General features: G+C 67.0%; 27 protein-coding genes. 15 read left to right on the top strand and 12 right to left on the bottom strand.

Going from position 1 to position 26273, the window contains the following annotated elements; all coding sequences use genetic code 11:
- Window positions 1-72: 72 nt before the first annotated feature.
- Window positions 73-378: a hypothetical protein gene (locus tag CFB52_RS03425; RefSeq protein WP_257219930.1), complete on the bottom strand. Its 306-nt coding sequence runs from the start codon at window positions 376-378 to the stop codon at window positions 73-75.
- A gap of 2 nt (window positions 379-380) precedes the next feature.
- Between CFB52_RS03425 and CFB52_RS03420 the strand changes: the two genes are divergently transcribed.
- On the top strand, window positions 381-623 hold the full coding sequence (locus CFB52_RS03420) for a hypothetical protein (RefSeq protein WP_099316078.1): 243 nt from the start codon (window positions 381-383) through the stop codon (window positions 621-623).
- Window positions 624-637: 14 nt separating this feature from the next.
- On the opposite strand, the gene CFB52_RS03415 is transcribed toward CFB52_RS03420, so the two are convergent.
- The 7 genes from CFB52_RS03415 to CFB52_RS03380 all read right to left on the bottom strand — a co-directional run bounded on the left by CFB52_RS03415 (window position 638) and on the right by CFB52_RS03380 (window position 5703).
- The gene (locus CFB52_RS03415; protein ID WP_226094209.1) at window positions 638-1069 is read right to left on the bottom strand and encodes a hypothetical protein; all 432 of its coding nucleotides are present in this window, start codon (window positions 1067-1069) and stop codon (window positions 638-640) included.
- A 5-nt stretch (window positions 1070-1074) separates the two neighbouring features.
- Entirely contained in the window at window positions 1075-1509 is a 435-nt protein-coding gene (locus CFB52_RS03410) for a lysozyme inhibitor LprI family protein (RefSeq protein ID WP_059581169.1), read from the bottom strand.
- Window positions 1497-2237: a LysM domain-containing protein gene (locus CFB52_RS03405; RefSeq protein WP_059581167.1), complete on the bottom strand. Its 741-nt coding sequence runs from the start codon at window positions 2235-2237 to the stop codon at window positions 1497-1499. The genes CFB52_RS03410 and CFB52_RS03405 overlap by 13 nt, the downstream gene beginning before the upstream one ends.
- Window positions 2238-2448: 211 nt before the next feature.
- The gene (locus CFB52_RS03400; protein ID WP_099316077.1) at window positions 2449-3726 is read right to left on the bottom strand and encodes an MFS transporter; all 1278 of its coding nucleotides are present in this window, start codon (window positions 3724-3726) and stop codon (window positions 2449-2451) included.
- 200 nt (window positions 3727-3926) lie between these two features.
- The gene (locus CFB52_RS03390) at window positions 3927-4508 is read right to left on the bottom strand and encodes a YceI family protein (protein ID WP_034187441.1); all 582 of its coding nucleotides are present in this window, start codon (window positions 4506-4508) and stop codon (window positions 3927-3929) included.
- Between the two features lie 65 nt (window positions 4509-4573).
- Entirely contained in the window at window positions 4574-5134 is a 561-nt protein-coding gene (locus CFB52_RS03385; protein ID WP_006482463.1) for a YceI family protein, read from the bottom strand.
- Between the two features lie 8 nt (window positions 5135-5142).
- Window positions 5143-5703 (bottom strand): cytochrome b, encoded by a 561-nt coding sequence (locus CFB52_RS03380; RefSeq protein WP_059581160.1) that lies wholly within the window; start codon window positions 5701-5703, stop codon window positions 5143-5145.
- A 258-nt stretch (window positions 5704-5961) separates the two neighbouring features.
- Here CFB52_RS03380 and CFB52_RS03375 point away from each other — a divergent pair, with 258 nt between their 5' ends.
- The 9 genes from CFB52_RS03375 (at window position 5962) to CFB52_RS03330 (ending at window position 15955) form a co-directional block, all read left to right on the top strand.
- On the top strand, window positions 5962-6627 hold the full coding sequence (locus tag CFB52_RS03375) for a paraquat-inducible protein A (protein ID WP_059581157.1): 666 nt from the start codon (window positions 5962-5964) through the stop codon (window positions 6625-6627).
- The gene (locus CFB52_RS03370; RefSeq protein ID WP_059581155.1) at window positions 6624-7259 is read left to right on the top strand and encodes a paraquat-inducible protein A; all 636 of its coding nucleotides are present in this window, start codon (window positions 6624-6626) and stop codon (window positions 7257-7259) included. The genes CFB52_RS03375 and CFB52_RS03370 overlap by 4 nt, the downstream gene beginning before the upstream one ends.
- Window positions 7252-8871, top strand: a complete 1620-nt coding sequence (locus tag CFB52_RS03365; protein ID WP_059581152.1) for an intermembrane transport protein PqiB — start codon at window positions 7252-7254, stop codon at window positions 8869-8871. The genes CFB52_RS03370 and CFB52_RS03365 overlap by 8 nt, the downstream gene beginning before the upstream one ends.
- Window positions 8868-9590 carry a membrane integrity-associated transporter subunit PqiC gene (locus CFB52_RS03360; protein ID WP_059581149.1) on the top strand — a complete coding sequence of 241 codons (723 nt, stop codon included), beginning with the start codon at window positions 8868-8870 and terminating at the stop codon, window positions 9588-9590. Before CFB52_RS03365 ends, CFB52_RS03360 begins: the two co-directional genes overlap by 4 nt.
- A gap of 483 nt (window positions 9591-10073) precedes the next feature.
- On the top strand, window positions 10074-12203 hold the full coding sequence (locus tag CFB52_RS03350; protein WP_059581147.1) for a site-specific recombinase: 2130 nt from the start codon (window positions 10074-10076) through the stop codon (window positions 12201-12203).
- 158 nt (window positions 12204-12361) lie between these two features.
- Window positions 12362-13663, top strand: a complete 1302-nt coding sequence (locus tag CFB52_RS03345; protein ID WP_059581144.1) for a class I SAM-dependent RNA methyltransferase — start codon at window positions 12362-12364, stop codon at window positions 13661-13663.
- Window positions 13664-13977: 314 nt separating this feature from the next.
- The gene (locus CFB52_RS03340) at window positions 13978-14382 is read left to right on the top strand and encodes a VOC family protein (RefSeq protein WP_059581142.1); all 405 of its coding nucleotides are present in this window, start codon (window positions 13978-13980) and stop codon (window positions 14380-14382) included.
- A 73-nt stretch (window positions 14383-14455) separates the two neighbouring features.
- Complete coding sequence (locus tag CFB52_RS03335; protein ID WP_059581139.1) at window positions 14456-15142, top strand: YafY family protein; 687 nt, start codon at window positions 14456-14458, stop codon at window positions 15140-15142.
- 405 nt (window positions 15143-15547) lie between these two features.
- Window positions 15548-15955, top strand: coding sequence for a T6SS amidase immunity protein Tai4 family protein (locus CFB52_RS03330; RefSeq protein ID WP_089464547.1), 408 nt, complete (start codon window positions 15548-15550; stop codon window positions 15953-15955).
- Window positions 15956-16062: 107 nt separating this feature from the next.
- Here CFB52_RS03330 and CFB52_RS03325 read toward each other — a convergent pair whose 3' ends face one another.
- The 3 genes from CFB52_RS03325 to CFB52_RS03315 are packed head-to-tail and all read right to left on the bottom strand — an operon-like array spanning window position 16063 to window position 18991.
- Entirely contained in the window at window positions 16063-17517 is a 1455-nt protein-coding gene (locus tag CFB52_RS03325; RefSeq protein ID WP_059581136.1) for an NAD(P)(+) transhydrogenase (Re/Si-specific) subunit beta, read from the bottom strand.
- The gene (locus CFB52_RS03320; RefSeq protein WP_006476884.1) at window positions 17514-17840 is read right to left on the bottom strand and encodes an NAD(P) transhydrogenase subunit alpha; all 327 of its coding nucleotides are present in this window, start codon (window positions 17838-17840) and stop codon (window positions 17514-17516) included. Before CFB52_RS03320 ends, CFB52_RS03325 begins: the two co-directional genes overlap by 4 nt.
- Window positions 17841-17851: 11 nt before the next feature.
- Window positions 17852-18991, bottom strand: a complete 1140-nt coding sequence (locus CFB52_RS03315) for a Re/Si-specific NAD(P)(+) transhydrogenase subunit alpha (RefSeq protein ID WP_059638152.1) — start codon at window positions 18989-18991, stop codon at window positions 17852-17854.
- A 282-nt stretch (window positions 18992-19273) separates the two neighbouring features.
- On the opposite strand from CFB52_RS03315, the gene CFB52_RS03310 reads away from it, so the two are divergent.
- From CFB52_RS03310 to CFB52_RS03300, 3 genes are all read left to right on the top strand, one after another.
- Window positions 19274-19783 (top strand): NUDIX hydrolase, encoded by a 510-nt coding sequence (locus CFB52_RS03310; RefSeq protein WP_059501004.1) that lies wholly within the window; start codon window positions 19274-19276, stop codon window positions 19781-19783.
- The gene (mnmA, locus tag CFB52_RS03305) at window positions 19780-20946 is read left to right on the top strand and encodes a tRNA 2-thiouridine(34) synthase MnmA (RefSeq protein WP_099316076.1); all 1167 of its coding nucleotides are present in this window, start codon (window positions 19780-19782) and stop codon (window positions 20944-20946) included. Before CFB52_RS03310 ends, mnmA begins: the two co-directional genes overlap by 4 nt.
- Window positions 20947-21066: 120 nt before the next feature.
- The gene (locus tag CFB52_RS03300) at window positions 21067-22686 is read left to right on the top strand and encodes an FMN-binding glutamate synthase family protein (protein ID WP_099316075.1); all 1620 of its coding nucleotides are present in this window, start codon (window positions 21067-21069) and stop codon (window positions 22684-22686) included.
- Between the two features lie 116 nt (window positions 22687-22802).
- Here the strand turns inward: CFB52_RS03300 and CFB52_RS03295 are convergent, their stop codons facing one another.
- Window positions 22803-23414 (bottom strand): glutathione S-transferase family protein, encoded by a 612-nt coding sequence (locus tag CFB52_RS03295; RefSeq protein WP_059581211.1) that lies wholly within the window; start codon window positions 23412-23414, stop codon window positions 22803-22805.
- Between the two features lie 188 nt (window positions 23415-23602).
- On the opposite strand from CFB52_RS03295, the gene CFB52_RS03290 reads away from it, so the two are divergent.
- On the top strand, window positions 23603-24988 hold the full coding sequence (locus tag CFB52_RS03290) for an aminopeptidase P N-terminal domain-containing protein (protein ID WP_099316074.1): 1386 nt from the start codon (window positions 23603-23605) through the stop codon (window positions 24986-24988).
- Between the two features lie 37 nt (window positions 24989-25025).
- Window positions 25026-26213, top strand: coding sequence for a UbiH/UbiF/VisC/COQ6 family ubiquinone biosynthesis hydroxylase (locus CFB52_RS03285; protein WP_099316073.1), 1188 nt, complete (start codon window positions 25026-25028; stop codon window positions 26211-26213).
- Window positions 26214-26273 lie beyond the last annotated feature (60 nt).

Raw genomic sequence — 26273 nt, 5'->3', positions numbered from 1 at the left:
TCTCGCGACGCGACGGCACGGGCGGCGGGCTACGGTATCGTGCCGTCGCGTCGCGATGGGGATATGGCCACGCTATTTCAACGGCAAGTCAGACACCGCGTCGCGTAGTTGCGCGGCGCGTCTGTTGTTGAGTTCTGCAACACAGGCCAGACGCCGCATCTCAAGTGCATTGCCTATAGCACCTCCGCCCAATGAGGAGACGCCAATCACTCCGTTCGAGCATTCGCCGCGCAGTTCGCGCTCACTCTGAACCGGGGTATCCGGCGCGGCTATGGAGATGATTGGAAAAGTAATAGCCGCGACTAATAATACGATTTTTCGCATATTCGCCCTGTCCCCTATTGCATCGCCTTCAATGCGCAGTTGGCTTTGCCGCATAAGTGAAACCACCACCCGGCGCGCCCGATGCGAACCGGCTCGTGCCCGTCCCGTTCCCGCACGCGAAGGTCGCTCGGTCGACGAGCGCGGCGCTGCCGCCGCGTGAAATCGGCACGACCGTCGACTCGCAACTCCGGCAAGCGCTCGATGCGCTGGTAGGGCGCGCGATTGCGAAGGTTGATGCGAAACCATGGTCGATGCTGGCGAAGCCGGTCTGCGAATCGGAAGGTAATCCGTCTACATGATTCCGGCTTCCAACTCAATCTGGCCCGGTCATCGAGCACGACAATATTTGCCTTTCTGGTAACGGTGAATTACTCCATTCCGGTAAATCTCTTTTCCGAAACCCTTCCAAAGATTGGTAGCCGCTCACGTTCCAGTTGTAGCCGCTTGCTCGCTCAACTTCTACGACAGAGTAACGGCATCGACTACTGCGATTCTTCAAACGAAAGACTATTCGCTCCTGGTCGCCATCGAATTTCTTCTCCAGAATTTCGTAGGGGGACGACTTGCAGATGCTGTAGCTTGAATTCCACTCGATCGTCTTAGCGCGTACATAGAGTGCACCCGAACAGGCTCTGCCGGTTCCCTGGAAGTTGCCTGTAAAAGCGTTGTCGGCAGCGACTGTCGCACTCCAGACACCGCCAGGAGAGGTGGACGCCGCCAAGACCATGAGCACGCGCCAATTCATGCGCGCTACTTCAGTGGCAAGTCAGACACCGCGTCGCGTAGTTGCGCGGCGCGCCTGTTATTGAGTTCTGCAACACAGGCTAGCCTCCTCATCTCAAGCGCATTGCCAATGGCGCCCCCGCCCAATGCCGAGGCGAATGCGCATTGCGCTTCACGGTATTTCACGAAAGCTTTCTTCGACGCGGCCAGCCTTGTCGTGGCCAGACTGATGAACTTGGAGTCCTCATCCCACTTGGCAAACGCATTACGCACCTTTTCTTCGGCACGCCTCAGCTCGACCTCACTGTCCTCCTGCTTCCGCTGCAAACACTCTCTTACGCCAGTCACTCCATTCGAGCATTCGCCGCGCAGTTCGCGCTCGCTCTGAACCGAAGTATGCGAGGCAGCTATCGAAACGAGCGGAAAGGCAACAGCTGCAACTAAAAATACTATTCTACGCATATCGCCCCCGTCCTTTTCTGCATCGCCTTCAATGCATAGTCGAGTTTTGCCGCGTAATTGAAATCGCCTCCTCCGTTATAGCGTTGTGCTATCAACGTTGTGGAGATCTGTCGCCAGCTTGTGATGACGCGTTGCACAGACGCTTTCTGATACTTCAACGTCTGCCCAGGTCGTAGAACGGCAGCGGTCGGATTGAACTTTCTCAGCGTATCTACTGTGCTTGCTTGCGCCTTTGCAATCTTGTCGAGGTTATCGCCTGGCTTAACGATGACCTCATAGATTTTGACATCGACGTTCGACACGCTGCGGTACTCATAATGAGCCGTTTTCATCAGCAAGTAACCGATCCCCGCACGAATGTTATGTGCCGGCATGCTTCGGACCGACCCCATCGTCAGTTGTCCCTTCCAGGCCGGTGGCAGAATCAAGTCGCCACCCTCGTTTCCCGACAGCAAGGATGACAGCCCTGGATCGCCAGGAACGCCGATGCGCATCGGCCTGATGTTCCATTCCGAGTTAGCCGGACCGGATTCGACCCATAACATTGCCTTGACAAGCTGCCAATCCAACGGCCTATACCCAGCTATCCCGGAAAGATGACGGTTGTACTCATCAACTGCCATCCGGATTTCGCAATCCCAGGAATCCCATTTGGCATCTCCGGCCGCCTTGTCAATGCCGTCCTGCCATTTCTCGAAACCTGTCTTCGCTGGTGCTTGAATCGCCATATCAGTCCTTTCCGGTCAATTGCCGGGTGGTGTGCGAGATATCCCGCAAGACTCTACAAAGCACGGGACAAAATCGCCATAAGACGTGACTGAATTTTGTAAGGCTCATTCCGAGCCAGGGGCAATCGCTGAAACATCACCAGCCGAAAAAGGCGGCGCATGGCGGCATGGTTGGCAGCACATAAAAACCACCGCCCGCCTCACCCAAGCCTCACCGGAACCCGAACCGCCGCCGCAGCACCACCAGCGCCACGAGGCTCAGCACGGCCGCGAACATCAGGTAGAAACTCGGCGCGGTCTTCATCCCGGTCGTCTTGATCAGCCATGCGATGATGAACGGCCCGAAGCCGCCGAAGATCGTCACCGCGACGTTATACGCCAGCGACATCCCGGTCGTGCGCGTCTGCACCGGAAACACCTCGGACAACAGCCCCGGCAGCGCCGCGAAATAGCCGGTCATCAGGAACGCGAGCAGCACCTGCAGCGCGATCAGCGTGCCGAAACCCGGATGCGCGACCAGATACGCGAACGCCGGATAGATCAGCACGAGAATGCCGACGGCCGGCGCGATCATCACATGCACGCGGCCGTAGCGATCCGACCAGTGGCCGACGAGCGGCGCGAACGCCATCTGGATCACGCCGACGACGAGAATCGCGGCAAATGCGGCGGACGGCGCGAGGCCGAGCTGCTTCACGCCGTAGGTCGGCATGAACAGCACGAGATAGGTCGCGACGGTGCCCAGCACGACCACGCCCATCGCCGCGACGAGCCGCGCCTTGTGCGACGCGAACGTATCGCGCAGCGGGCTCGCGGTGCTTTCGGCCGCGAGGAATTCGGGCGTCTCGTCGACCTTCGCGCGGATGTAGTACGCGACCGGCCCGAGCAGCAGCCCGAAGAAGAACGGCACGCGCCAACCCCACGCAGCCATCTGGTCCGCCGTGAGCTGCGCGTTCAGCACGGTGCCGAAGCCGGCCGCGAGCAGCGTCGTGAGCCCCTGGCTCGCGACCTGCCAGCTCGCGAAGAAACCGCGCCGCCCGGGCACATGCTCGGCGAGGAACGCGGTCGCGCTGCCGAACTCGCCGCCCGCCGAGAAGCCCTGCATCAGCCGCGCGGCGACGAGGATCAGCGGCGCCGCGACGCCGATCGTCTGGTAAGTCGGCAGCACCGCGATCACGAGCGTACCGGCCATCATCAGCAGGATCGACAGCGTGAGCGCGGCCTTGCGGCCCGCGCGATCGGCGTATGCGCCGAGCACGATCGCGCCGAGCGGCCGCATGAAGAACGACACGCCGAACGTGCCGAGCGTGAGCAGCAGCGACACGGTGTCGTTGCCGGCCGGGAAGAACAGCTTCGAGATCGTCACCGCGAAAAAGCCGTAGACGACGAGATCGAACCACTCGAGCGCGTTGCCGATCGACGCGGCGACCACCGCGCGCCAGACGCGCGGCGACGAAGCCATGGAGCTGGACTGCGTGACGGCATGCATCGGCGATCTCCTTGTCGTTGTACGTTCTGTTCGATGTTCGAGGCGGCCGACGTCGCGCCGTCGGCCTGCCCGGCGCCGCATGGCCACATGCGACGTTCGGGCGATTATAGGCGCGCAAAAAAACCGCCGCGCCCCGGTAACGGGAGCGCGGCGGTTTGCCCGCGGGGGGCCGGCGCGATGGCCGGCCGCGTCGGGGAATATTACTGCTGCTTGACGGCTTCGGCCGTGATCAGCAGCTTCGTCTTCATCTTGAAGCCGTACTGCTTGCCGTAGTCGAGGCCGAAATCGTCGCGGCTGAATTCGCCGACCGCGTCGACGCCGCACACTTCACGCTTGAGCATCGGGTGCGGCATGCACTTGAACGAATCGATCTTCAGCGTGAGCGGCTTCGTGACGCCATGCAGCGTCAGGTTGCCGACCACCGACACCGGCTTGTCGCCGTCGAACTTGATCGTGCCCTTGTAGTTCGCCTGCGGGAACTTCGCCACGTCGAAGAACTCGGCCGTCTGCAGGTGCTCGTCGAGCTTCGCGCTGCCCGTGTGGATCGACGCGATGTCGGTCGTCACGTCGACCGTGCCGGTCTTCGCCGCGCGATCGAGCGTCACGGTGCCGCTCGACTTGTCGAACTTGCCGCGCCAGACCGACAGGCCGCCGAAATGGTCGGCCTCGAAGCTCGGGTACGTGTGGCTCGGGTCGAACTGGTACGTTGCGCTTTCGGCGAAGGCCGAGAACGACAGCGAAGCGGCCAGCGCGCCTGCGGCGATGATCAGATGCTTTTTCAAACTTTTTCTCCTGGAAACGGCGCCGCGCCCTCGCGCGGCATTCAGTTGAGGCGGCAACCAGCCGCTTACTTCGTGGCGACGAGATGGAACTTGATCTGCACTTCGTCCGCGACGATCGACGTGTCCTTCCACTCGCCGGTGCCGACGTTGAAGGCCGAACGCTTGATCGGCAGCACGCCGTCGAACGTCTGCGTCGCGCCGTTTTGCGCGACCGTGACAGGCACCGTGACAGTCTCGGCCTTGCCCTTGATCGTCAGCTTGCCGGTCACGTTGTACTTGTTGCCGCCGGCCGGCGCGATCGCCGACGACACGAAGGTCGCCTGCGGATAGGTCTTCGCGTCGAACCAGTCCTTGCCGGCGACCTGGTCGTTGTACATCTTGTCGCCGAGGTCGAAGCTCGCGACGTCGATCGTCATTTGCGCGCTGCCCTGCGCGGCTTTGGCCGGGTCGAACTTCACCTGCGCGGAAAACTTCTTGAACGCGCCTTCGGTCGGCACGTTCATCTGCTTCGACACGGCGGACACCTTGCTCTTCGCGAGATCGACGTCGGCATGCGCCGCGCCCGACGCGACAAGCGCCGCCGCGGCGAACGCGGTCAGCATGGAGCGGGAGAAAGACACTTTCATGGGATCCTTCATTTGGCAAAGGGAAGCATGCGCGACAGCAGGCCGTCGCGGTCCAACAACTGGTGCTTGAGCGCCGCGAGCACGTGCAGCGAAACGAGCGCAAGCAGAATGTAATTCAAAGTCACGTGCAGCGTCTTGAAGGTTTCCTTGAGCGCCGGATCGGGGTCGATCAGGCGCGGCAGCGGCACGATGCCGAGATAGACGACCGGGATGTTCGACGCCGAGCTGTACAGGTAGCCCGTCGCCGGAATCACGATCATCAGCACGTACAGCAGCATGTGCACGCCGTGCGACGCCGCGCGCTGCCACGCCGGCGTGTCGCCCGGCAGCGGCGGCGGCACGTGGGTCGCACGCCACAGCACGCGCACGACGGCCAGCGCGAACACCGTCACGCCGATCCACTTGTGCCACGAGAAGTACTTCAGCTTGGTCGGCGTGAAGCCGGGGATGTCCGTCATCACCCAGCCGAGCGCGAAGCCGCAGACGATCAGCAGTGCGATCAGCCAGTGCAGCGCGATCGCGGTATGCGCGTAGCGTGCCGGCACGGCCGGCGGGGATTTCGATGCCATCGTGGGTTCCTCAGTTCAGCGAACGGCTGCGCCGGTAAATTCGTCCGACGCATGTCAAGGGCGCCATGCTACCGCAACCTTTTGACGCGCGCGGACTCTGAGGACAGGCGCGCCAGCCGGCTGACGGCTTCCCGTCATGTTACCGATCGGTCACGCAGCACACGATCCTTGACCCATCGAAAAAGCCCTTTTGGTAAGATTGGCGCGGGTTCCGGCCCCGTCGACGCGTCCCCGAGCCGCCGCAACACCGCCTTTTCCATGCAACGATACGACCTGATTGCCTGCCACGAATGCGACGCACTGTTGCATAAACCGCGTCTTCACGGTCGCGAGATCGCGCGCTGTCCGCGCTGCGACGCGCTGCTCTATCGCAACAGCACCACGCAGATCGAGCGCATCACCGCGCTCGCGGTCGCGGCGCTCGTCACGTTCATCATCGCGCAGGCGTTCCCGATCCTGGAAATGGACCTGAACGGCACGCGCGTGCAGACGACGCTGATCGGCGCGATCGACACGCTGTGGCATCAGGACATGGCGGCCGTCGGCGTGATGGTGTTCTGCTCGACCGTGCTGTTCCCGCTCGTCGAGATGGCCGCGCTGCTTTACGTGCTGCTGCCGATCCGCCGCGGCGTCGTGCCGCCGGGCCTGAACCTCGTGCTGCGCACGATCCAGCTCGTGCGGCCGTGGGGGATGATCGAGGTGTTCATGCTCGGCATCGTAGTCACGATCGTGAAGATGGTGAGCCTCGCGCGCGTCGTGCCCGATGCGGCGCTGTTCGCGTTCGGCGCGCTCACGCTGATGACCGCCGTCGTGCTGATGTTCGACCCGCGTACGGTATGGGACATAGCCGACGACCTGCGCGCCGGCCGCGCGCCCGGGCGGCCCGACGCCGCCGCGCCGCTGCCGGACGCGCCCCGCCGATGACGAGCCCCACGCCGACCGCCGCCCGCGAGGGTTATGCCAGCTGCCACGCATGCGGGCTCGTGCAGACGATCGACCAGCCGCACGCGCATTGCGCGCGCTGCGGCAGCGCGCTTCACGTGCGCACGCCGAACAGCATCATGCGCACGTGGGCGCTGCTGCTCGCGGCCGCGATCCTGTACATTCCGGCGAACCTGCTGCCGATCATGCGCACGTCGTCGATCGTCGGCTCGCAGCAGGACACGATCATGAGCGGCGTCATCTATTTCTGGACGTCCGGCGACTGGCCGCTCGCCGTGGTCGTGTTCGTCGCCAGCATTCTGGTGCCGATGCTCAAGCTCGGCGTGCTGACGATCCTCGCGACGAGTGCGCAGCGCCGCGCCGCCTGGCGGCCGCTGCAGCGCACGCGCCTGTACCGGATCGTCGAGCGCATCGGCCGCTGGTCGATGCTCGACATCTTCGTCGTGACGCTGACCGTCGCGCTCGTCCATTTCCGTTCGCTCGCCGTCATCACGGCCGGCCCCGGCGCGCTCGCGTTCGGCTCGGTCGTGATCCTGACGATGCTCGCGTCGATGCAGTTCGATCCCCGCCTGATCTGGGATCCAGTCGAAACCTCAGGGAATCACCATGAATAATCCACAAGGCCCGCAGCAAGACGCGCCCCGGCCGCCCGATCCGGCGATCTCGACGAAAAGCGGCTGGCTGCCGTCGCTCGTCTGGCTCGTGCCGCTGATCGCCGCGCTGATCGGCATCGGCCTCGTGATCAAGTCCGTGCGCGAGCGCGGCCCGGAAATCACGATCAGCTTCCACAGCGCCGAAGGGCTCGAGCCGGGCAAGACCCAGGTCAAGTACAAGGACGTCGAGATCGGCATGGTCAAGACGATCAAGCTGTCGAAGGACCTGTCGCGCGTGCTGGTCCAGGTGCAGCTCAAGAAGGAAGCCGAGGACTTCGCGGTCAAGGGCTCGCGCTTCTGGATCGTGCGGCCGCGCGTCGGCGCGACCGGCGTGTCGGGGCTCGGCACGCTGCTGTCCGGCGCATACATCGGCGTCGACGCCGGCCACGGCCAGGACACGCTGACCGACTTCACGGGCCTCGAGACGCCGCCCGCCGTCACGGGCGACCAGAAAGGCACGCAGTACGTGCTGCGCGGCGATTCGCTCGGCTCGGTCGACATCGGCTCGCCGGTCTACTACCGCCGCGTCCAGGTCGGCCAGGTGGTCGGCTTCTCGCTCGACAAGGACGGCACGGGCGTCACGTTCAACGTGTTCGTCAATGCGCCGTACGACCAGTACATCGGGATGAACACGCGGTGGTGGCAAGCGAGCGGCGTCGACTTGCGGCTCGATTCGAGCGGCCTGAAGCTGAACACGCAGTCGCTCGCGACGGTGATCCTCGGCGGCATCGCGTTCCAGACGCCGCCGAACCAGGGCACCGGCACGACCGCGCCGAACAACACGACGTTCCGTCTCGGCTCCGACGAAGGCGACGCGATGCGCGACCCGGACGGCCAGCCGCTGCAGGTCGTGATGAACTTCAACCAGTCGCTGCGCGGGCTCGCCGTCGGCGCGCCGGTCGACTTCCGCGGCATCGTGCTCGGCGAGGTGACGAACATCGGCATCGACTTCGATCCGAAGACGAAGAACTTCCTGATGCCGGTGACGATGAACGTGTATCCGGAACGCCTCGGCCGCCGCTTCCGCGAGACGATCGAGAGCAAGGGCGAACCGGCGCGCCGCGAGATCGTCGAGCGGCTCGTCCAGCACGGGCTGCGCGGCCAGCTGCGCACCGGCAACCTGCTGACGAGCCAGCTGTACGTCGCGCTCGACTTCTTCCCGAAGGCGCCGGCCGCGAAGATCGACACGGCCCGCCAGCCGCTCGAGCTGCCGACCGTGCCGAATACGCTCGACGAGCTGCAGCTGCAGGTCGCCGACATCGCGAAGAAGCTCGACAAGGTGCCGTTCGACCAGATCGGCGCAAACCTGAACAGCGCGCTCGCGAACGCCGACAAGCTGTTCAAGCAGCTCGACACGCAGGTCGCGCCGCAAGCGCGCGACACGCTGTCGGCCGCGAAGCAGACCTTCTCGACCGCCGAGGCGACGCTGCAGCAGGATTCACCGCTGCAGTCCGACGTGCGCGGCGCGCTGAAGGAGCTCACGCGCACGCTGCAATCGCTGAACGCGCTCGCCGATTATCTCGAGCGTCACCCCGAATCGCTGCTCAAGGGCAAGCCAGGAGATCAACCATGACGACGACACGCGTGAACGGTTTCGCGAGCGGCGCGGCGGCAGCACTCGCCGCACTCGCGCTCGCCGCGTGCAGCTCGCCGCCCGCGCGGTTCTACACGCTCAGCCCGGCCGACGCCGCGGCGCCGCTGCGCACCGCGCCTGCCAACCCGGCGTTCCTGATCGAGGTGCCGTCGGTCGGCGTGCCCGAGCAGGTCGCGAAGAACCAGCTGGTCGTGCAGAAGAACGCCGCGCAGGTCGACGTGCTCGAGCAGGAACGCTGGGCGTCGCCGCCCGCCGACGAGATCCGCCGCGCGCTGTCGGACGATCTCGCCGCGCAGCTCGGCACGATCGACGTCGCGAATTCCGCGTATCCGGCCGGCGTGCCCGTATACCGGATCAGCGTGAACGTGCAGCGCTTCGAGTCGTGGCCGGGCAAGCGCGCCGCGCTCGACGCCGTGTGGAGCGTGCGCTCGCTCGCCACGCAGGCCGTGATGACCTGCCGCACGAGCGTCGCGGAACCGGTCGCCGACGGCTACGACGCGCTCGTCGCCGGCCACCGGCGCGCGCTCGACGTGATTGCGACGCAGGCCGCGGCCGGCGTGCGCGCGATGGCCGCTCGCGGCGGCGCGGCGGCCGCGCCGGTTGCCGGTGGCAAGACGGCCGCCGCGCCGGTCGTGCCGTGTCCGGCCAACCCGACGTCCGGCGGCGACGCCGGCGCGACGGGCAAGTCGGGCGCATAAGCGAACGCAGGCGGCACGGGCGCGAACGTTCGACACGGCGCGGCGTTCGCGTGCGCGGTGTCGAACGGCGCGGCGCGTCCGGTCGCACGCGCCGGACACCGGCAGCGCGCCGCCGCAGCCCGCCTCGCACCTGCGTCCCATCGGCCGAAACGGCCGTTGACATTCTTTGTCAAAGCCGGCGGAACCCGCGCCATGCCAAGCGGTCGGCTTGCGTTTTCCGGCCCGATTGACGATCCTACGCACTTTCAGGCTTGCGCCGTTAGTCGTGCGCGCCAGCCAGCGGCGCCGGGCCGCGTTCAGCCCGACCGCCGTGCCTCCCGGCGCCCGCACGCGAATCGCGTGCACCGCGGCGGGGCAGCCGCATCGCGGGTCGCCGCGCGTCGTCCGGCCACCGGCCCCGTCTCACCCGTGCTCACCGGCGCCGCGCCGTTTTCCCGGCCGGCATCCCGAACCCGCCCGTCCCGGGCTTTCGCTATTCCGTTTATGTTTCGTTCCCTGACGACCCTGATCAAGAAGTGGCGCGCGTCGCGCAATGCCGGTCACCAGCTCGATGCGCTGCTCGCGCACGCCGACGCCGACGCGTCGTACGCCGAGCGCAGCGAATGGCTGATCGAGCTCGCGCACTGGCTGCGCCGCAACGGCACGGTGCAGGACGCGCCGGCCGCGCGCGACGCCGACACGCGCGCGTATCCGGCCCATGCGCGGCTGCGCTACCTGTTCCATGTGCTCGATCGCAACCCCGCGTGGAAAGCGCACGCCGCGCGCATCCTGCGCGGCATCCTGCGCGAGTGCGACGGCATCTCGCTGCTGTGCGACGCCGGCATGCCCGTGCATTCGGGCTTCTTCGGCGCGCTGTTCGAGCGGATCGACTCGTCGCTGATCCCGCCCGCGCCGAACCGCCGCGAGCTGTCGGCGCTGTTCACGCTGATGTTCCCCGCGCCCGAGGACGCGAAATGGATCGACGCGCTGCCCGACGACCTGCTCGCGCGCCTCGCCCGACTGCTGTCGTTCGACGTCACCGACGAAGAGCGCCACGAGCCCGGCTCGTTCTCGCGCGACCTGCTGGCCGCGCTGCACAACCTGACCTGCCAGATCAGCTCGACCGGCCTGTCGCAGACGGTGCGCAGCCGGCTGTCCGACGACGATGCGCGCAAGCCGCTGGAACGCCAGCCGCTCGAATCGCAGCCGTTCTACCGCCTGACGCGCGCGATGCTCGCGGTCGAGACCGCGCATGCGGCCGTCGAGGACGGCGGCGACCCGAGCAAGCTGCTGCACGAGGTCAACTACCTGCGCGTGCTGCTCGACGAATGCCGGATCGCCGTCGACGACGTGTTCGCGCACCTGTACCGCAACGGCGTGTCGGTCGACATCGTGTTCCAGGTCGAGCGGATGCGCATGCGCATCCTGCGCGCGGAAACGCTGCTCAACGCGTGGATGGCGCGCGACGACCTGCACGGAATGGCGCACCTGACGGCGGAGCTCGTCGACGCGAACCAGAACAGCCAGAGCGTCGCGCACCTCGTGCGCAGCAACTTCTCGCTGTTCGCGCGCAAGCTCGTCGAGACCAACGCGGACACCGGCGAACACTACATCTCGCGCGGCCGCGCCGAGTACCTGAAGATGCTGCGGATGGCCGCTGGCGGCGGCCTCGTCACCGTCGCGACGGTGTGCGTGAAGTTCGCGATCACCGGCGCGCACCTGCAGTCGATGCTCGAAGGGCTGCTCGCGGGCATCAACTACGCGGCCAGCTTCATGCTGATGCACTTCCTGCACTTCACGCTCGCGACCAAGCAGCCCGCGATGACCGCGCCGACGCTCGCGCGCGAGCTCGACGACACCGGCCACGACGACGGCGTGAAGGCGTTCGTCGCGTCGGTGATCGCGCTGATCCGCACGCAGGCGGCCGCGATTTCCGGCAACGTGCTCGTCGTGCTGCCCGTGTGCCTGCTCGTGCAGCTGTTCGCGGCCAACGTGCTGCACACGAACGTGATTTCGCCGGAGAAGGCGCACGCGACGCTGCATTCGTTCTCGCTGCTGGGCCCGACGCCGTTCTACGCGGCGCTGACGGGCGTGCTGCTGTGGGCGTCGAGCCTGCTCGCGGGCTGGGCCGACAACTGGTTCGTGCTGCACCGGGTCGGCGACGCGCTCACGTACAACCGCCGGCTGCGCCTCACGCTCGGCGCGGCCGGCGCCGCGAAGCTCGCGCACTTCTGCCGGTCGAACGTCGCCGGCGTGGTCGCGAACGTCGGTCTCGGCCTGATGCTCGGCCTCGTTCCGGCGATCGTCACCGTGTTCATGTTCCCGTTCGAGGTGCGGCACGTGACGCTGTCGGCCGGCTCGATCGGCGTCGCGCTCGGCGTACTGGGCAAGGGCGCGCTCGGCACGCCCGAGCTGTGGTGGGCCGCCGCCGGCGTGCTGAGCATGGCGATCCTCAACGTGCTCGTGAGCTTCGCGCTCGCGTTCACGATGGCCGTGCGCTCGCGCAGCCTGCGCCCGACCAAGGTGCGCGCGCTCGTCGCGGCGATCGTCCGCACGATGCTGTCGAATCCGCTGGCGCTGTTCTGGCCGGCCGGCAATCCGAGCACGCGCGTCGGCCAGCCGGGCGCGCACTGACCGGCGGCGAGGCGGCGGCGCCCGGCCGCCCCCCCTGCCTCGCCGCCCCTGCCGGCGCGCGCGAACGGCGGTTGCGCCGGCGCCGCCGCGCCGAAACGCCGGCCCCGGTCGCCCGCGCCGCGTACAATAGTGGACTTTTGCACGTCCTCACCCGCCTTATGTCCTCGCCCACCCTGTTCGAATTCTTCGCCCCCTGCCCGCGCGGCCTCGAGGCGGCGCTTGCCGCCGAGCTGGCCGAAATCGCCGGCCGCCACCTGAACGGCGCGCCGTTCACCGCGGGCGCGCAGGTGCCGGGCGGCGTCCATTTCAGCGGCGGCTGGGCCGCCGGCATGGCCGCCAACCTCCATTCGCGGATCGCGAGCCGGATCCTGCTGAAGATCGCGCACGGCCCGTACCGCAACGAGCAGGACGTCTACGCGCTCGCGCTCGAGCAGCCGTGGGAACGCTGGTTCGCGTCGACGCAGACGCTGCGCATCGACATCACCGCGATCAAGTCGCCGCTGAAGAGCCTCGAATTCACGACGCTGCGCGTGAAGGATGCGATCTGCGACCGGATGCGCGAGAAAACCGGCTCGCGCCCGAGCATCGACACCGGTGCGCCGGACGTGCGCGTGTTCGCGTTCCTGACCGCGGGCGAATGCACGCTGTACCTCGACACGTCGGGCGAGCCGCTCTTCAAGCGCGGCTGGCGCCTCGACAAGGGCGCGGCGCCGCTGCGCGAGAACCTCGCGGCAGGCATCCTGCGGCTGACGGGCTGGAAGCCCGGCACCGCGCTGTACGACCCGATGTGCGGCAGCGGCACGTTCCTCGCGGAAGCCGCGCAGATCGCGCTCGGCGTGGCGCCGGGCGTCGAGCGCCGGTTCGGCTTCGAAAAGCTCAAGCAGTACGACATCACCGCGTGGCAGGGGCTGAAGGTGCCGGCGCTCGACGCGAAGCGCGCGGCGCGGGCCCAGCGCGGCGAAGCGCTCGGCGTGTACGGCAGCGACATCTCCGGCGACATGCTCGAGAAGGCACGCGCGAACCTCGAGCGCGCGGGCGTGCCGTCGGTGTGGCTCAAGCAGGTCGACGCGCGCGGGATGACGCCGCCGTGCGACGGGCCGGGCATCCTTCTCGCGAACCCGCCGTACGGCGAGCGGATCGAAGTGCGCGGCCGCAGCGCGCGCGGCGAGGTGCGCGAGACCGGCCGCAACCGCGGCAACGACGACGCGTTCCGCCGCACGCACACCGACGCGCCGGACAGCGAGTTCTTCAACGCGCTCGGCGATGCGCTGAAGCAGCGCTTCACGGGCTGGCAGGCGTTCCTGCTGACGTCCGACCGTTCGCTGCCGGGCCAGTTGCGGCTGCGCGAATCGGCCAAGACGCCGCTGTTCAACGGCGCGCTCGAATGCCGGCTGTTCCGCTTCGACCTGATCGCAGGCAGCGTGAAGGCGCGCCCGGCCGCGCAGGAAGGCGACGCCTGACCCTGACGCGCCGAACTCGCGCGAACGTCGCGGCGGCCGCTGCCGCCTGCTGACACTCCGATGACGCCCGGCATCCGCCGGGCGTTTCGTTTTGCGCGGCACCGATGCAAGCGGGGCCGCGCCCGCTCCGCCCGCACGGCCCCGTACGCGCCGCCGCCCGGGCGCACGCCGCCGATGCGGTCGACGGGGCCCTTTTGTCAGCACCGCCATCACTACTGACAGCACGCTGTCAGGAGCCCCCGCTCACACTGCAATCCCGGCGCAATGCAAGGCTGGTTTCCGTCCAGAACAACCCGAACAACAAGGAGCTCGTCATGACGTCCGCAACTGCAACCGCAACTCTGGAACGCGCGATCGCGTGGTTCGACATTCCGTCCCTCGATTTCGACCGTGCGATCCGCTTCTACGAAACCGTGCTGCAAACCACGTTGCAGCGCGAGGTCATCGGCGGCGTGCCGATGGCGATGTTCGATCACGAAGCGTCGAGCACGGGCGGCAGCATCGTGTTCGATCCGCAGCAGATGAAGCCGAGCGCGAACGGCGTGCTCGTCTACCTGAACGCCGGCGAATCGGTCGTCGCCGCGCTCGAACGCGCGAAGCGCGCGGGCGGCGTCGTGCAGGGCTCGGTCGTCGAGCTGCCGAACAACTACGGCTACGTCGGCTACCTGATCGACACGGAAGGCAACCGCGTCGGCCTGCACGCGCCGAAATGCCACTGAGCGCAGCGGTCAGCGGGCCGGCGCGGCGCTATCATCGCGAAGTCCCCGTAGCCAGAGGAATCGAGGTGCCGTCATGACCCGCCGTGCCGACCGTCTGTTCCAGATCGCCGAGCTGTTGCGCGGGCGTCGTCTCACGACCGCGCAGCAACTGGCCGACTGGCTGTCGGTGTCGCCGCGCACGGTCTATCGCGACGTGCGCGACCTGCAACTGTCAGGGGTGCCGATCGAAGGCGAAGCCGGCATCGGTTACCGGCTGAACCGCAACGCGAGCCTGCCGCCGCTCACGTTCACGGCCGAGGAGCTGGCGGCGCTCGCCACGGGCGCGCGGATGCTCGAAACCTGGGGCGGTGCGCGCTTCGCGAGCGGCGCGCGCTCGGCGCTCGCGAAGATCGCGTCGGCGATGCCGGCCGACAAGCGCACGGCGCTCGACCGCCTGCCCGTGTTCGCGCCGTCGTTCCACATCGACGAGACGTTTTGCGCGAAGGTCGACGCGATCCACCAGGCGATCGACACGCGCCACATCGTCAGCTTCGCCTATCGCGACCGGCTCGGCGCGCATTCGCAGCGCCGCGTATGGCCGCTCGGGCTCGTCTACTGGGGCGGGCGCTGGACGATCGGCGCGTGGTGCGAGCTGCGCGGCGATTTCCGCACCTTCGACATCGCGCGGATGGGCGACATCACCGTGCACGAGCAGTTTCCGGACATGGAAGGCCGTCGGATCGCCGACTACATGCGGATCGCGGAAGCGCCGATGAAGTGACGCATCGGGCCGCCGCGGGATGGAAAACGGCGCCGGGAAAATCGGCGCCGTCACTTTCGAATCTCTCTCGTTTTCATTCGAATTTCCGTACCGACCGCTTCTTGGAACGTAGCGGTCGGACGGAACCGTTCGTCGCACAATCAACGAAACCGGCGAGATTTTCCATACACGTCCCATTTTCTGAATCGTCAGCACTGCGCACAATCGAGCTTGCTTGTCGATTTTTTCACGGCACGATCCGCCCATGATCCTGAGGATTTGAGGAATCGGCTCGCGCCTCTCAGTCAATTCCGATTGGATTAACAACATGTCGAGACCGTCATTCTCCAGTGGATGGCACGCCTTCATGAGAGTCAAAGTTTCAGTCGATGAAGTCGGGACACGGATTCCGGAAACCGCATCGATATGGGTATTGCGCTGAAAGACCCGCGGCTCGCGCTCGCGATGGCTCTCGCAATCGGCCCCGTCACGGCGTTACCCCAAGCCACGGTCGCGGCCCCCGATGCTCGCCATGCTGTCGAACGGCATTCGCAAAAAACGTTGCTGAAGAACTCGGCACTCAGCGTTTGCCTGGCCGGGATCGCGCACGATACCCGCGATCGTGACGACGCCAATGCCACCGCAAGCGCCTATCTGGAATTCGGCGATCAGCCAATCGAGGCCTACGACGCGCTCCGCGCGCTCACGCAACGGTATGTCGAACGACAATACAGCGGATCGATTCCAGCGTCGTTCAATACGATGAAGTGCATCGACCTCTTCCACAGTCGGGAACTCGACGCGCTTTCCGATCGGCTGACAAAAGCGCGCTAGCGCTGCGCGGCGGGGGCCAATACGTGCGCCCCTGCATTGCACATGTCATGGCATGCGCACGACCGCATTCGCTCCGTCATGAACGCAGCCGGCGCGCTGCCCTGTCGTCACTCGACGGCCTTCACCATGTCCTCGATGACCTTCTTCGCATCGCCGAACACCATCATCGTCTTGTCCATGTAGAACAGGTCGTTGTCGAGGCCCGCGTAGCCGGCCGCCATCGAGCGCTTGTTGACGATCACCGTGCGCGCCTTGTACGCCTCGATGATCGGCATCCCCGCGATCGGCGATTTCGGATCGTTCTTCGCGGCCGGGTTCACGACGTCGTTCGCGCCGAGCACGAGCACCACGTCCACCTGGCCGAATTCGCCGTTGATGTCCTCCATCTCGTGCACGATCTCGTACGGCACCTCCGCTTCCGCGAGCAGCACGTTCATGTGCCCCGGCATCCGCCCGGCGACCGGGTGGATCGCGTACTTCACGTCGATGCCCTTCTCGACCAGCTTGTCGGTCAGCTCCTTCAGCGCGTGCTGCGCACGGGCGACGGCGAGCCCGTAACCCGGCACGATCACGACCGATTCCGCGTTGCCGAGCATGAACGCCGCGTCGTCGGCCGAGCCCGACTTCACCGGCCGCTGCTCCTGCGCGCCACCCGCGCCGCCGGCCGCCGCTTCCCCGCCGAACCCGCCGAGGATCACGTTGAAGAACGAGCGGTTCATCGCATGGCACATGATGTACGACAGGATCGCGCCCGACGAGCCGACCAGCGAACCGGCGATGATCAGCATCGCGTTGTTCAGCGAGAAGCCGATGCCGGCCGCGGCCCAGCCCGAGTACGAGTTCAGCATCGACACGACCACCGGCATGTCCGCGCCGCCGATCGGGATGATGATCAGCACGCCGAGCACGAACGCGATCGCCGTCATGATGATGAACGGCAGCCACGCCTGCGTGATGAAGAACAGGATGCCGAAGCCGAGCATCGCGATCGCGAGCATCAGGTTGATCAGGTGCTGGCCCGCGTACACGACCGGCGCGCCCTGGAACAGCCGGAACTTGTACTTGCCCGACAGCTTGCCGAACGCGATCACCGAACCGGAGAACGTGATCGCGCCGACGAACGTGCCGATGAACAGCTCGACGCGGTTGCCGTACGGGATGAAGCTCGACGACACCGCGTCCTGCGGCACGAGCCCGAACGCTTCCGGCTCCGACACCACCGCATACGCGATGCACACGGCCGCGAGACCGATCAGCGAGTGCATCGCCGCGACGAGTTCCGGCATCTTCGTCATCTCGACGCGCGCGGCGACGAATGCCCCGACGCCGCCGCCGACGATCAGCGCGCCGAGCACGAGCGCGAGGCCGAGCGGCAGGTTCGCGCCGAGCCACGCGGCCTGCTTGACGATCAGCGCGATCGTCGTGAGGATCGCGATGGCCATCCCGACCATCCCGAACAGGTTGCCGCGCCGCGCGCTCTTCGGGTTCGACAGGCCCTTCAGCGCCTGGATGAAGCACACCGACGCGACGAGGTACAGCAGCGTAACGACGTTCATGCTCATCGCGCGCCCTCCTTGCCGCCCTCGACACGCTTGGGCTCCTTCTTGCGGAACATCTCGAGCATGCGCCTCGTCACGAGGAAGCCGCCGAACACGTTGACGGCCGCGAGCGCGACCGCGAGCGTGCCGAAGAACTTGCCGGTCGCGCCGACGGTGAGCGCCGCCGCGAGCATCGCGCCGACGATCACGATCGCCGAGATCGCGTTGGTCACGGCCATCAGCGGCGTATGCAGCGCAGGCGTGACGTTCCAGACGACGTGGTAGCCGACGTACACCGCCAGCACGAAGATGATCACGTTGATCACCGTGTGATTGATGACTTCCATGGTCTCCTCCGTTATTTGCGCGTGACTTCGCCGTCGCGGCACAGCAGCGTCGCGGCGACGATGTCGTCGGTCAGGTCGATGTTCAGCGTGCCTTCCTTCGTGACGATCAGCTTCATGAAATCGAGCAGGTTGCGCGCGTACAGCGCCGACGCGTCCGACGCGACCATCGACGCGAGGTTCGTGTAGCCGGCGATCGTCACGCCGTTGTGCACGATCACCTGGTCGGCGACGGTCAGTGGGCAGTTGCCGCCCTTGCGGCCGTCGAATTCCGGGCCGCGGCCGGCCGCGAGATCGACGAGCACCGCGCCGGGCTTCATCGACTGCACGGTCTCCACCGAGATCAACGTCGGCGCCGGGCGCCCCGGAATCAGCGCGGTGGTGATCACGATGTCGGCCTGCTTCGCACGCTCGTGCACGAGCGCGGCCTGGCGGCCGAGCCACGACGGCGGCATCGGGCGCGCATAGCCGCCGACACCCTGCGCGGCTTCGCGCTCTTCGTCGGTTTCGAACGGGACGTCGAGGAATTTCGCGCCGAGCGACTCGATCTGCTCCTTCACGGCCGGCCGCACGTCGGACGCCTCGATCACGGCGCCGAGCCGCTTCGCGGTCGCGATCGCCTGCAGGCCCGCGACGCCCGCGCCGAGAATCAGCACGCGCGCCGCCTTCACGGTACCCGCGGCCGTCATCAGCATCGGCATGAAGCGCGGATACAGCGACGCGGCCACCAGCACGGCCTTGTAGCCGGCGATGTTCGCCTGCGACGACAGCACGTCGAGACTCTGCGCGCGCGTCGTGCGCGGCGCGGCCTCGAGTGCGAAACCGGTCACGCCGGCCGCGGCGAGTTTCGCCGCCTGCTCGCCATTGAACGGCTCGAGCATGCCGACCAGCACGGTGCCGCGCTTGAGCGACGGCAGTTCGGCGTCGGTGGGCGCCTGGACCTTCAGCACGATGTCGGCGTCGAAAGCGGCCGACTGGTCGGTCAATTCGGCGCCGGCGGCCGCATAGGCTTCGTCGGGATAGCTGGCCGCGGTGCCGGCCCCTTTCGCGATACTGACCCGATGGCCGGCCGCCGCGTATTTCTTCACGGTTTCCGGCGTCGCGGCCACACGCGCCTCGTTGGCCCGCGTTTCAGCAGGCACTCCAATATGCATCGTCAGTTCCTCCAGTCATTGTCAGTATTTCTTTTCTTGCGATCTTTTTACTGCGCAACGAGCCGGACAGGCTGACTTACCGGCTCACGAGCAACGGCGTTCACGCTGCACTTTAACCGAAAGCGATGGCCCCGCCAGCACTTTCCGCACGATCGTGCTCGAATGCGACGTCGGTTTGATCCGCGCCGCCATGTCCCGCCGGGGCCGACGAATCCGAAAGGGTCGGATTCGTCTAACGGAACGGCCGGCAGCCTTCGGGCGCAACCGGTAAAATGCCGAACCATGAAACCCGAAATCTGGACCCCGCATGTGACGGTCGCCGCGCTCGTCGAGCGCGCCGGCCGCTTTCTCGTGATCGAGGAAGAAACCTCGACGGGCCTGCGCATCAACCAGCCGGCCGGTCACCTCGAAGCCGGCGAAACGCTGGCCGACGCGGTGATCCGCGAAACGCTGGAGGAAACCGCGCACCCGTTCACGCCCGACGCACTCGTCGGCGTCTATCTCGCGCACTACGACCGCCCCGGCAGCGCCGGCGCGACCTACCTGCGCTTCACGTTCTGCGGCACGGCCGGCGAACCGGTCGCGGGCCACGTGCTCGACGACGGCATCGTCCGCACGCTGTGGATGACGGCGGACGAGCTGCGCGCCTGCAGCGAGCGCCATCGTTCGCCCGCGGTGATGCGCTGCGTCGACGACTATCTCGCCGGGCGGCGCATTCCGCTCGATTTCGTACACACGCACTCGGTCGCCCCGCGCCCCGAGGCATTCGAACGTCAGGCGGTCGGCAAATGAGCAAGCGCCGTGTAGTGGTGGGCATGTCGGGCGGCGTCGATTCGTCGGTGACCGCGTGGCTGCTGAAGGAACAGGGCTACGACGTGGTCGGCCTGTTCATGAAGAACTGGGAAGACGACGACGACGGCGAGTACTGCTCGGCGCGCCAGGACTGGATCGACGTCGTGTCGGTGGCCGACCTGATCGGCATCGACGTCGAAGCCGTCAACTTCGCGGCGGAATACAAGGATCGCGTGTTCGCCGAATTCCTGCGCGAATACTCGGCCGGCCGCACGCCGAACCCCGACGTGCTGTGCAACGCCGAGATCAAGTTCAAGGCGTTCCTCGACCACGCGATGTCGCTCGACGCGGAAATGATCGCGACCGGCCACTATGCGCGCGTGCGCGAACGTGACGGGCGTTTCGAACTGCTGAAGGCGTTCGATCACACGAAGGACCAGTCGTACTTCCTGCACCGGCTGAACCAGGCGCAGCTGTCGAAGACGATGTTCCCGCTCGGCGAGATCCCGAAGACGAAGGTGCGCGAGATCGCCGCGCAGATCGGGTTGCCGAATGCGAAGAAGAAGGATTCGACCGGCATCTGCTTCATCGGCGAGCGGCCGTTCCGCGATTTCCTGAACCGTTATCTTCCGACGAAGCCCGGCCCGATGAAGACGCCCGACGGCAAGGTGGTCGGCGAGCACATCGGCCTCGCGTTCTACACGTTCGGCCAGCGCAAGGGCATCGGGCTCGGCGGCAGCAGGAGCGGCAGCGGCGAGCCGTGGTTCGTCGCCGCGAAGGACATCGCGTCGAACACGCTGTACGTCGTGCAGGGCCACGATCATCCGTGGCTGCTGTCGCGCGAGCTCGTCGCCGGCAACGTGAGCTGGGTCGCCGGCGAGCCGCCGGCGGACGGCTTCGCGTGCGGCGCGAAGACGCGCTACCGGCAGGCCGATGCGGCGTGCGTATTCGGTCGGGCCGCGATCGACGCCGCGGCAGCCGGCCCGGCAGGCGAGGCGCGCTTCTCGCTCGCGTTCGACGATGCGCAGTGGGCCGTCACGCCCGGCCAGTCGGCCGTGCTGTACGACGGCGAGATCTGTCTGGGCGGCGGCATCATCGAATCCGCGGCGACCGGTCAGGCTGCGGCGGCGGCCCACGCGCCGGCGCTCGCCGAAGCACGCTGACACCCATTCGGTTTAGACTTGCGGCACGCCGCGCCCGGCGGAACACGATTCCGTCGCGGCCGGCGCGCCGCCTTCGCAGCGTACGCATGGCGGTATCTCAAGATTCTTACGGAGTCCCCCATGCTTTCCAGACGCTACCTCGCGATGTGGTGCGCCGTCCTGCTGCTCGTCGCCGCGGCCGCACTCGCGTCGGTCCACCTCCTTTCCTGGCTGTGGATCGTCATCCCCATCGCCCTCGTCGCACTCGGCCTGTACGACCTGAACCAGGATCGCCACGCGATCCTGCGGAACTACCCGCTGTGGGGCCACTTCCGCTTCCTGTTCGAATTCATCCGGCCTGAAATCCGCCAGTACTTCGTCGAGGACGACACCGACGAAAAACCGTTCTCGCGCGCGCAGCGCAGCCTCGTCTACCAGCGCGCGAAGAACGTCGCCGACAACCGCCCGTACGGCACCGAACTGAACGTGAAGGCCGTCGCGCACGAATGGATCAGCCATTCGCTCGCGCCGACGAAGCTGCCGAACCACGATTTCCGTATCCGCGTCGGCGCGAATCGCGCGCAGCCGTACGACATTTCGATCTTCAACATCTCGGCGATGAGCTTCGGCTCGCTGTCCGCGAACGCGATCCGCTCGCTGAACCTCGGCGCGAAGAAAGGCGGGTTCGCGCACGACACCGGCGAAGGCTCGCTGTCGAAGTACCACCGCGAGAACGGCGGCGACATCATCTGGGAAATCGCGTCCGGCTACTTCGGCTGCCGCAACGACGACGGCACCTTCAACCCGGACAAGTTCGCGAAGCAGGCCGCCGATCCGCAGGTCAAGATGATCGAGGTGAAGCTGTCGCAAGGCGCGAAGCCCGGCCACGGCGGCGTGCTGCCGGCCGCGAAGATCACGCCGGAAATCGCGGAGACGCGCGGCGTGCCGATGGGCAAGGACTGCATCTCGCCCGCGACGCACTCGGAATTCTCGACGCCGCGCGGGCTGCTCGAATTCGTCGAACGGCTGCGCACGCTGTCGGGCGGCAAGCCGACCGGCTTCAAGCTGTGCATCGGCCATCCGTGGGAATTCTTCGGGATCGCGAAAGCGATGCTCGAGACGGGCATCGTGCCCGACTTCATCGTCGTCGACGGCGCGGAAGGCGGCACGGGCGCGGCGCCGCTCGAATTCACCGACCACGTCGGCGTGCCGCTGCAGGAAGGACTGCTGCTCGTGCACAACACGCTCGTCGGGATCGGCGCGCGCGACCGCGTGAAGATCGGCGCGAGCGGCAAGATCATCACCGCGTTCGACATCGCGCGCACGCTCGCGATCGGCGCGGACTGGGTGAACTCGGCGCGCGGCTTCATGTTCGCGGTCGGCTGCATCCAGGCGCAGCACTGCCACACCGACCGCTGCCCGACCGGCGTCGCGACGCAGGACCCGGTGCGCCAGCGGGCGCTCGTCGTGCCCGACAAGGCCGAGCGCGTGTACAACTTCCACCGCAATACGCTGCATGCGCTGCAGGAACTCGTGCAGGCGGCCGGCCTCGCGCATCCGTCCGAGCTGCGCGCGCACCACATCGTGCAGCGGGTCGCGCCGCACGAAGTGCGGCTGATGTCGCAACTGCTGAAATACCTGAAACCCGGTGCGCTGCTCGACGGCCAGACCTGCGGCTTCTCGCTGTACGACAAGTGGTGGCCGATCGCGCGCAGCGATTCGTTCACGCTCGGCGAAGCCGTGTACGCGTCGATCGAGTAAAGCGCACGGCAGCCCCTTTACGACGGCGGCCGGCCCGCGCCGCAAAAGCAAAAGCGCCCCGCGGGGCGCTCTTGCTTTTCTTTCGTCTGGCGAATGCGTGAAGGCCGGGCCGCGGCTCAGTTCTGCGGCAGCGTATCGGCGAACGACGGTCGCTGTTGCAGCTTCACGAAGTGCTTGTCGAGGTTCGGGTGGCGATCGCGCCAGTTGAGCTCGGGCATCCGGAAGTCGAGATAGCCGAGCGCGCAGCCGAGTGCGATGTCAGCAAGCGTGTAATGATTGCCGACGCACCACGTCTTGCCGCCGAGACCCTGCGACATCGCGACGAGCGCGTCGTCGATCTTGCGTTGTTGGCGCGCGATCCAGCTCGCGCTGCGCTGCGCTTCGTCGCGCATCGTGTGTTCGAGACGGATCGCGACGGCCGCGTCGAGCACGCCGTCGCCCAGTGCCTCCCAGCAGCGCACTTCGACGCGCTCGCGGCCCGACGGCGGAATCAGCTTGCCGACCGGCGACAGCGTATCGACGTATTCGCAGATCACGCGGGAATCGAACACCGCGGCGCCATCTTCCATCACGAGGCACGGGACCTTGCCGAGCGGATTCGACGCGTGAATGTTCGTATCCGGCGCCCACACGTTCTCGAGCTCCAGCTTGTAGTCGATCTTCTTTTCGGCAAGCACGATCCGCGCCTTTCGGACGTACGGGCTGCTGAGCGAACCGATTAATTTCATCATCTGCCTTTTTAAGGGAACCGCCGCGAGTATACGTTGTCGCCGATCATAACCGGCCCGCGCGGCCGGGTAGAAAATCGGCCGTCCGGCCTGTGGATGGTTTGCAACAGCCGCCACGCGCGGCCCGGCCGGCGCGGCTTCCGGCCCCACACTCACGCACCGCGGCGCGCGGCGCTACAATCGCACGAATGAACGCGCCCCTCGATACCGCCATCGCCGTCGACGTCTACCGCCAGCGCCGTGAACGCGTGCTTGCCGCACTGCGTGCCGCGGGCGGCGGCGTCGCCATCGTCCCCACCGCGCCGGAAATGCTGCGCAACCGCGACACGGCCTACCCGTACCGGTTCGACAGCTACTTCCATTACCTGACGGGTTTCACCGAGCCGGATGCCGTGCTTGTGCTGGACGCGGCCGCGCCGCACGGCGCGCCGGAATCGATCCTGTTCTGCCGCGCCAAGAACGTCGACCGCGAAATCTGGGAAGGCTTTCACTACGGGCCCGATGCCGCGCGCGACGCGTTCGGCTTCGACGCGGCCTTCGCGGTCGACGTGATCGACACCGAAATGCCGCGCCTGCTCGCCGATGCGGGCACCGTGCATTACCGGTTCGGCGCGTCGGCCGAGTTCGAGCGCCAGCTCGCCGGCTGGATCGACGCGGTGCGCGCGCAGGCACGCACGGGCGTCGCCGCGCCGGACGCGCTGCTCGACCTCACGCCGCTGCTCGACGACATGCGGCTCGTGAAGGACGAACACGAACTCGCGATCATGATGCGCGCCGCGCACATCTCCGCGCTCGCGCACCGCCGCGCGATGCAGGCGTGCCGCCCCGGCATCCGCGAATACGAACTCGAGGCCGAGCTGCTGTACCTGTTCCGCAAGCACGGCGCGCAGGCGCCCGCGTACGGGTCGATCGTCGCGGCCGGCGCGAATGCGTGCGTGCTGCACTACCCGGCCGGCAACGCGGCCGCGCGGGACGGTGACCTGATCCTGATCGACGCCGCCTGCGAACTCGACGGCTATGCATCGGACATCACGCGCACGTTCCCGGCCAACGGCCGCTTCTCGCCCGCGCAGCGCACGCTGTACGACATCGTGCTCGCCGCGCAGCAGGCCGCGATCGACGCGACGCGCGCGGGCGTGCCGTTCGAGGCGCCGCACGATGCGGCCGTACGCGTGCTCGCGCAGGGGCTGCTCGATACCGGCATCATCCCGAAAACGCGCTTCTCGAACGTCGACGACGTGATCGCCGAGCGCGCATACACGCGCTTCTACATGCACCGCACCGGCCACTGGCTCGGGATGGACGTGCACGACTGCGGCGACTATCGCGAGCGGCTCGCCGCGCGCGACGCGAACGGCGCGCTGCCGTGGCGCACGCTGAAGCCGGGCATGACGCTCACCGTCGAGCCCGGCCTGTACGTGCGCGCGGCCGACGACGTGCCGCCCGAGTACTGGAACATCGGCATCCGCATCGAGGACGACGCGATCGTGCGCGAGCACGGCTGCGAGCTGATCACGCGCGGCGTGCCGGTCGCGGCCGACGAGATCGAGGCGCTGATGCGCGCGGACGCATGACCGGCCGCCGACCGTTACCTCCGTTTCACGAATCAAGATGACGACCGCTTCCTCGCCGGCCACGCCGGATTACGACCTCGCCATCGTCGGCGCGGGCCCCGTCGGACTCGCGCTCGCCGGCTGGCTCGCACGCCGCAGCGCGACCCAGCATGCGTCGATCGCGCTGATCGACGCGCGCGAACCTGCCGCGAGCGCGAACGACCCGCGCGCGATCGCCGTATCGCACGGCAGCCGCGTGCTGCTCGACACGCTCGCGTGGCCGGCCGACGCCACGCCGATCGAACATATCCACGTGTCGCAACGCGGCCATTTCGGCCGCACGCTGATCGACCGCGACGAACACGCGCTCGCCGCGCTCGGCTACGTCGTGCGTTACGGCTCGATCGTGCAGGCGCTTGCGGGCGCCGTGCGCGACACGCGGGTCGACTGGCTCACGTCCACCACCGCACGCACGCCGCGGCAGGACACCGACGGCGTCACGCTGACGCTCGACGGCCCTCAGGGCGAACGCACGCTGCGCGCGCGCATCGTCATCAATGCCGAAGGCGGGCTGTTTCATGAACGGCACGCCGATACGGGCAAGCATCGCCGCGATTACGGGCAGACCGCGATCGTGGGGACGGTCACGGTATCGGCACCGCGCCCGAACGTCGCGTGGGAGCGCTTCACGCACGAAGGCCCGCTCGCGCTGCTGCCGCTCGGCGGGCCGCGTCAGGCCGAGTATTCGCTCGTATGGTGCTGCACGCCCGACGAGGCCGCACGCCGCGCGGCGCTGCCCGACGACGCTTTCCTTGGCGAGCTCGGCGCGGCATTCGGCGAGCGGATGGGCCGGTTCGTCGCGATCGCGGGGCGGGCGTCGTTCCCGCTCGGGCTGAGCGCGGCGCAAACGCTCGTGAGCGGCCGCATCGCGATCGTCGGCAACGCCGCGCAAACGCTGCATCCGGTCGCGGGCCAGGGGCTCAACCTCGGGCTGCGCGATGCGCATACGCTCGTCGACGCACTCTCCGCGCAAGGCTTCGAAGCGACCGCGCTCGCGACCTTCAACGCGCGCCGCGCGCTCGACCGGCGCCTCACGATCGGCGCGACCGACACGCTGGCGCGCCTGTTTACGATCGACTCGGGCCCGCTTCCGCTGCTGCGCGGCGCGGCGCTCACCGCGCTCGAATTCGTGCCGCCGCTCAAGAAGGCGATCGCTCGCCAGATGATGTTCGGCCAGCGCAACTGACGCGCGGCGCACCGTACGGCCCCTCCGGGCACACCAGGCAAACCGGGTCAAATCGGCGGG

The sequence above is a fragment of the Burkholderia sp. AU18528 genome (assembly GCF_002223215.2).
Classification (GTDB): Bacteria; Pseudomonadota; Gammaproteobacteria; order Burkholderiales; family Burkholderiaceae; genus Burkholderia; species Burkholderia semiarida.
This window is presented reverse-complemented; position numbering and strand designations above follow the sequence as displayed.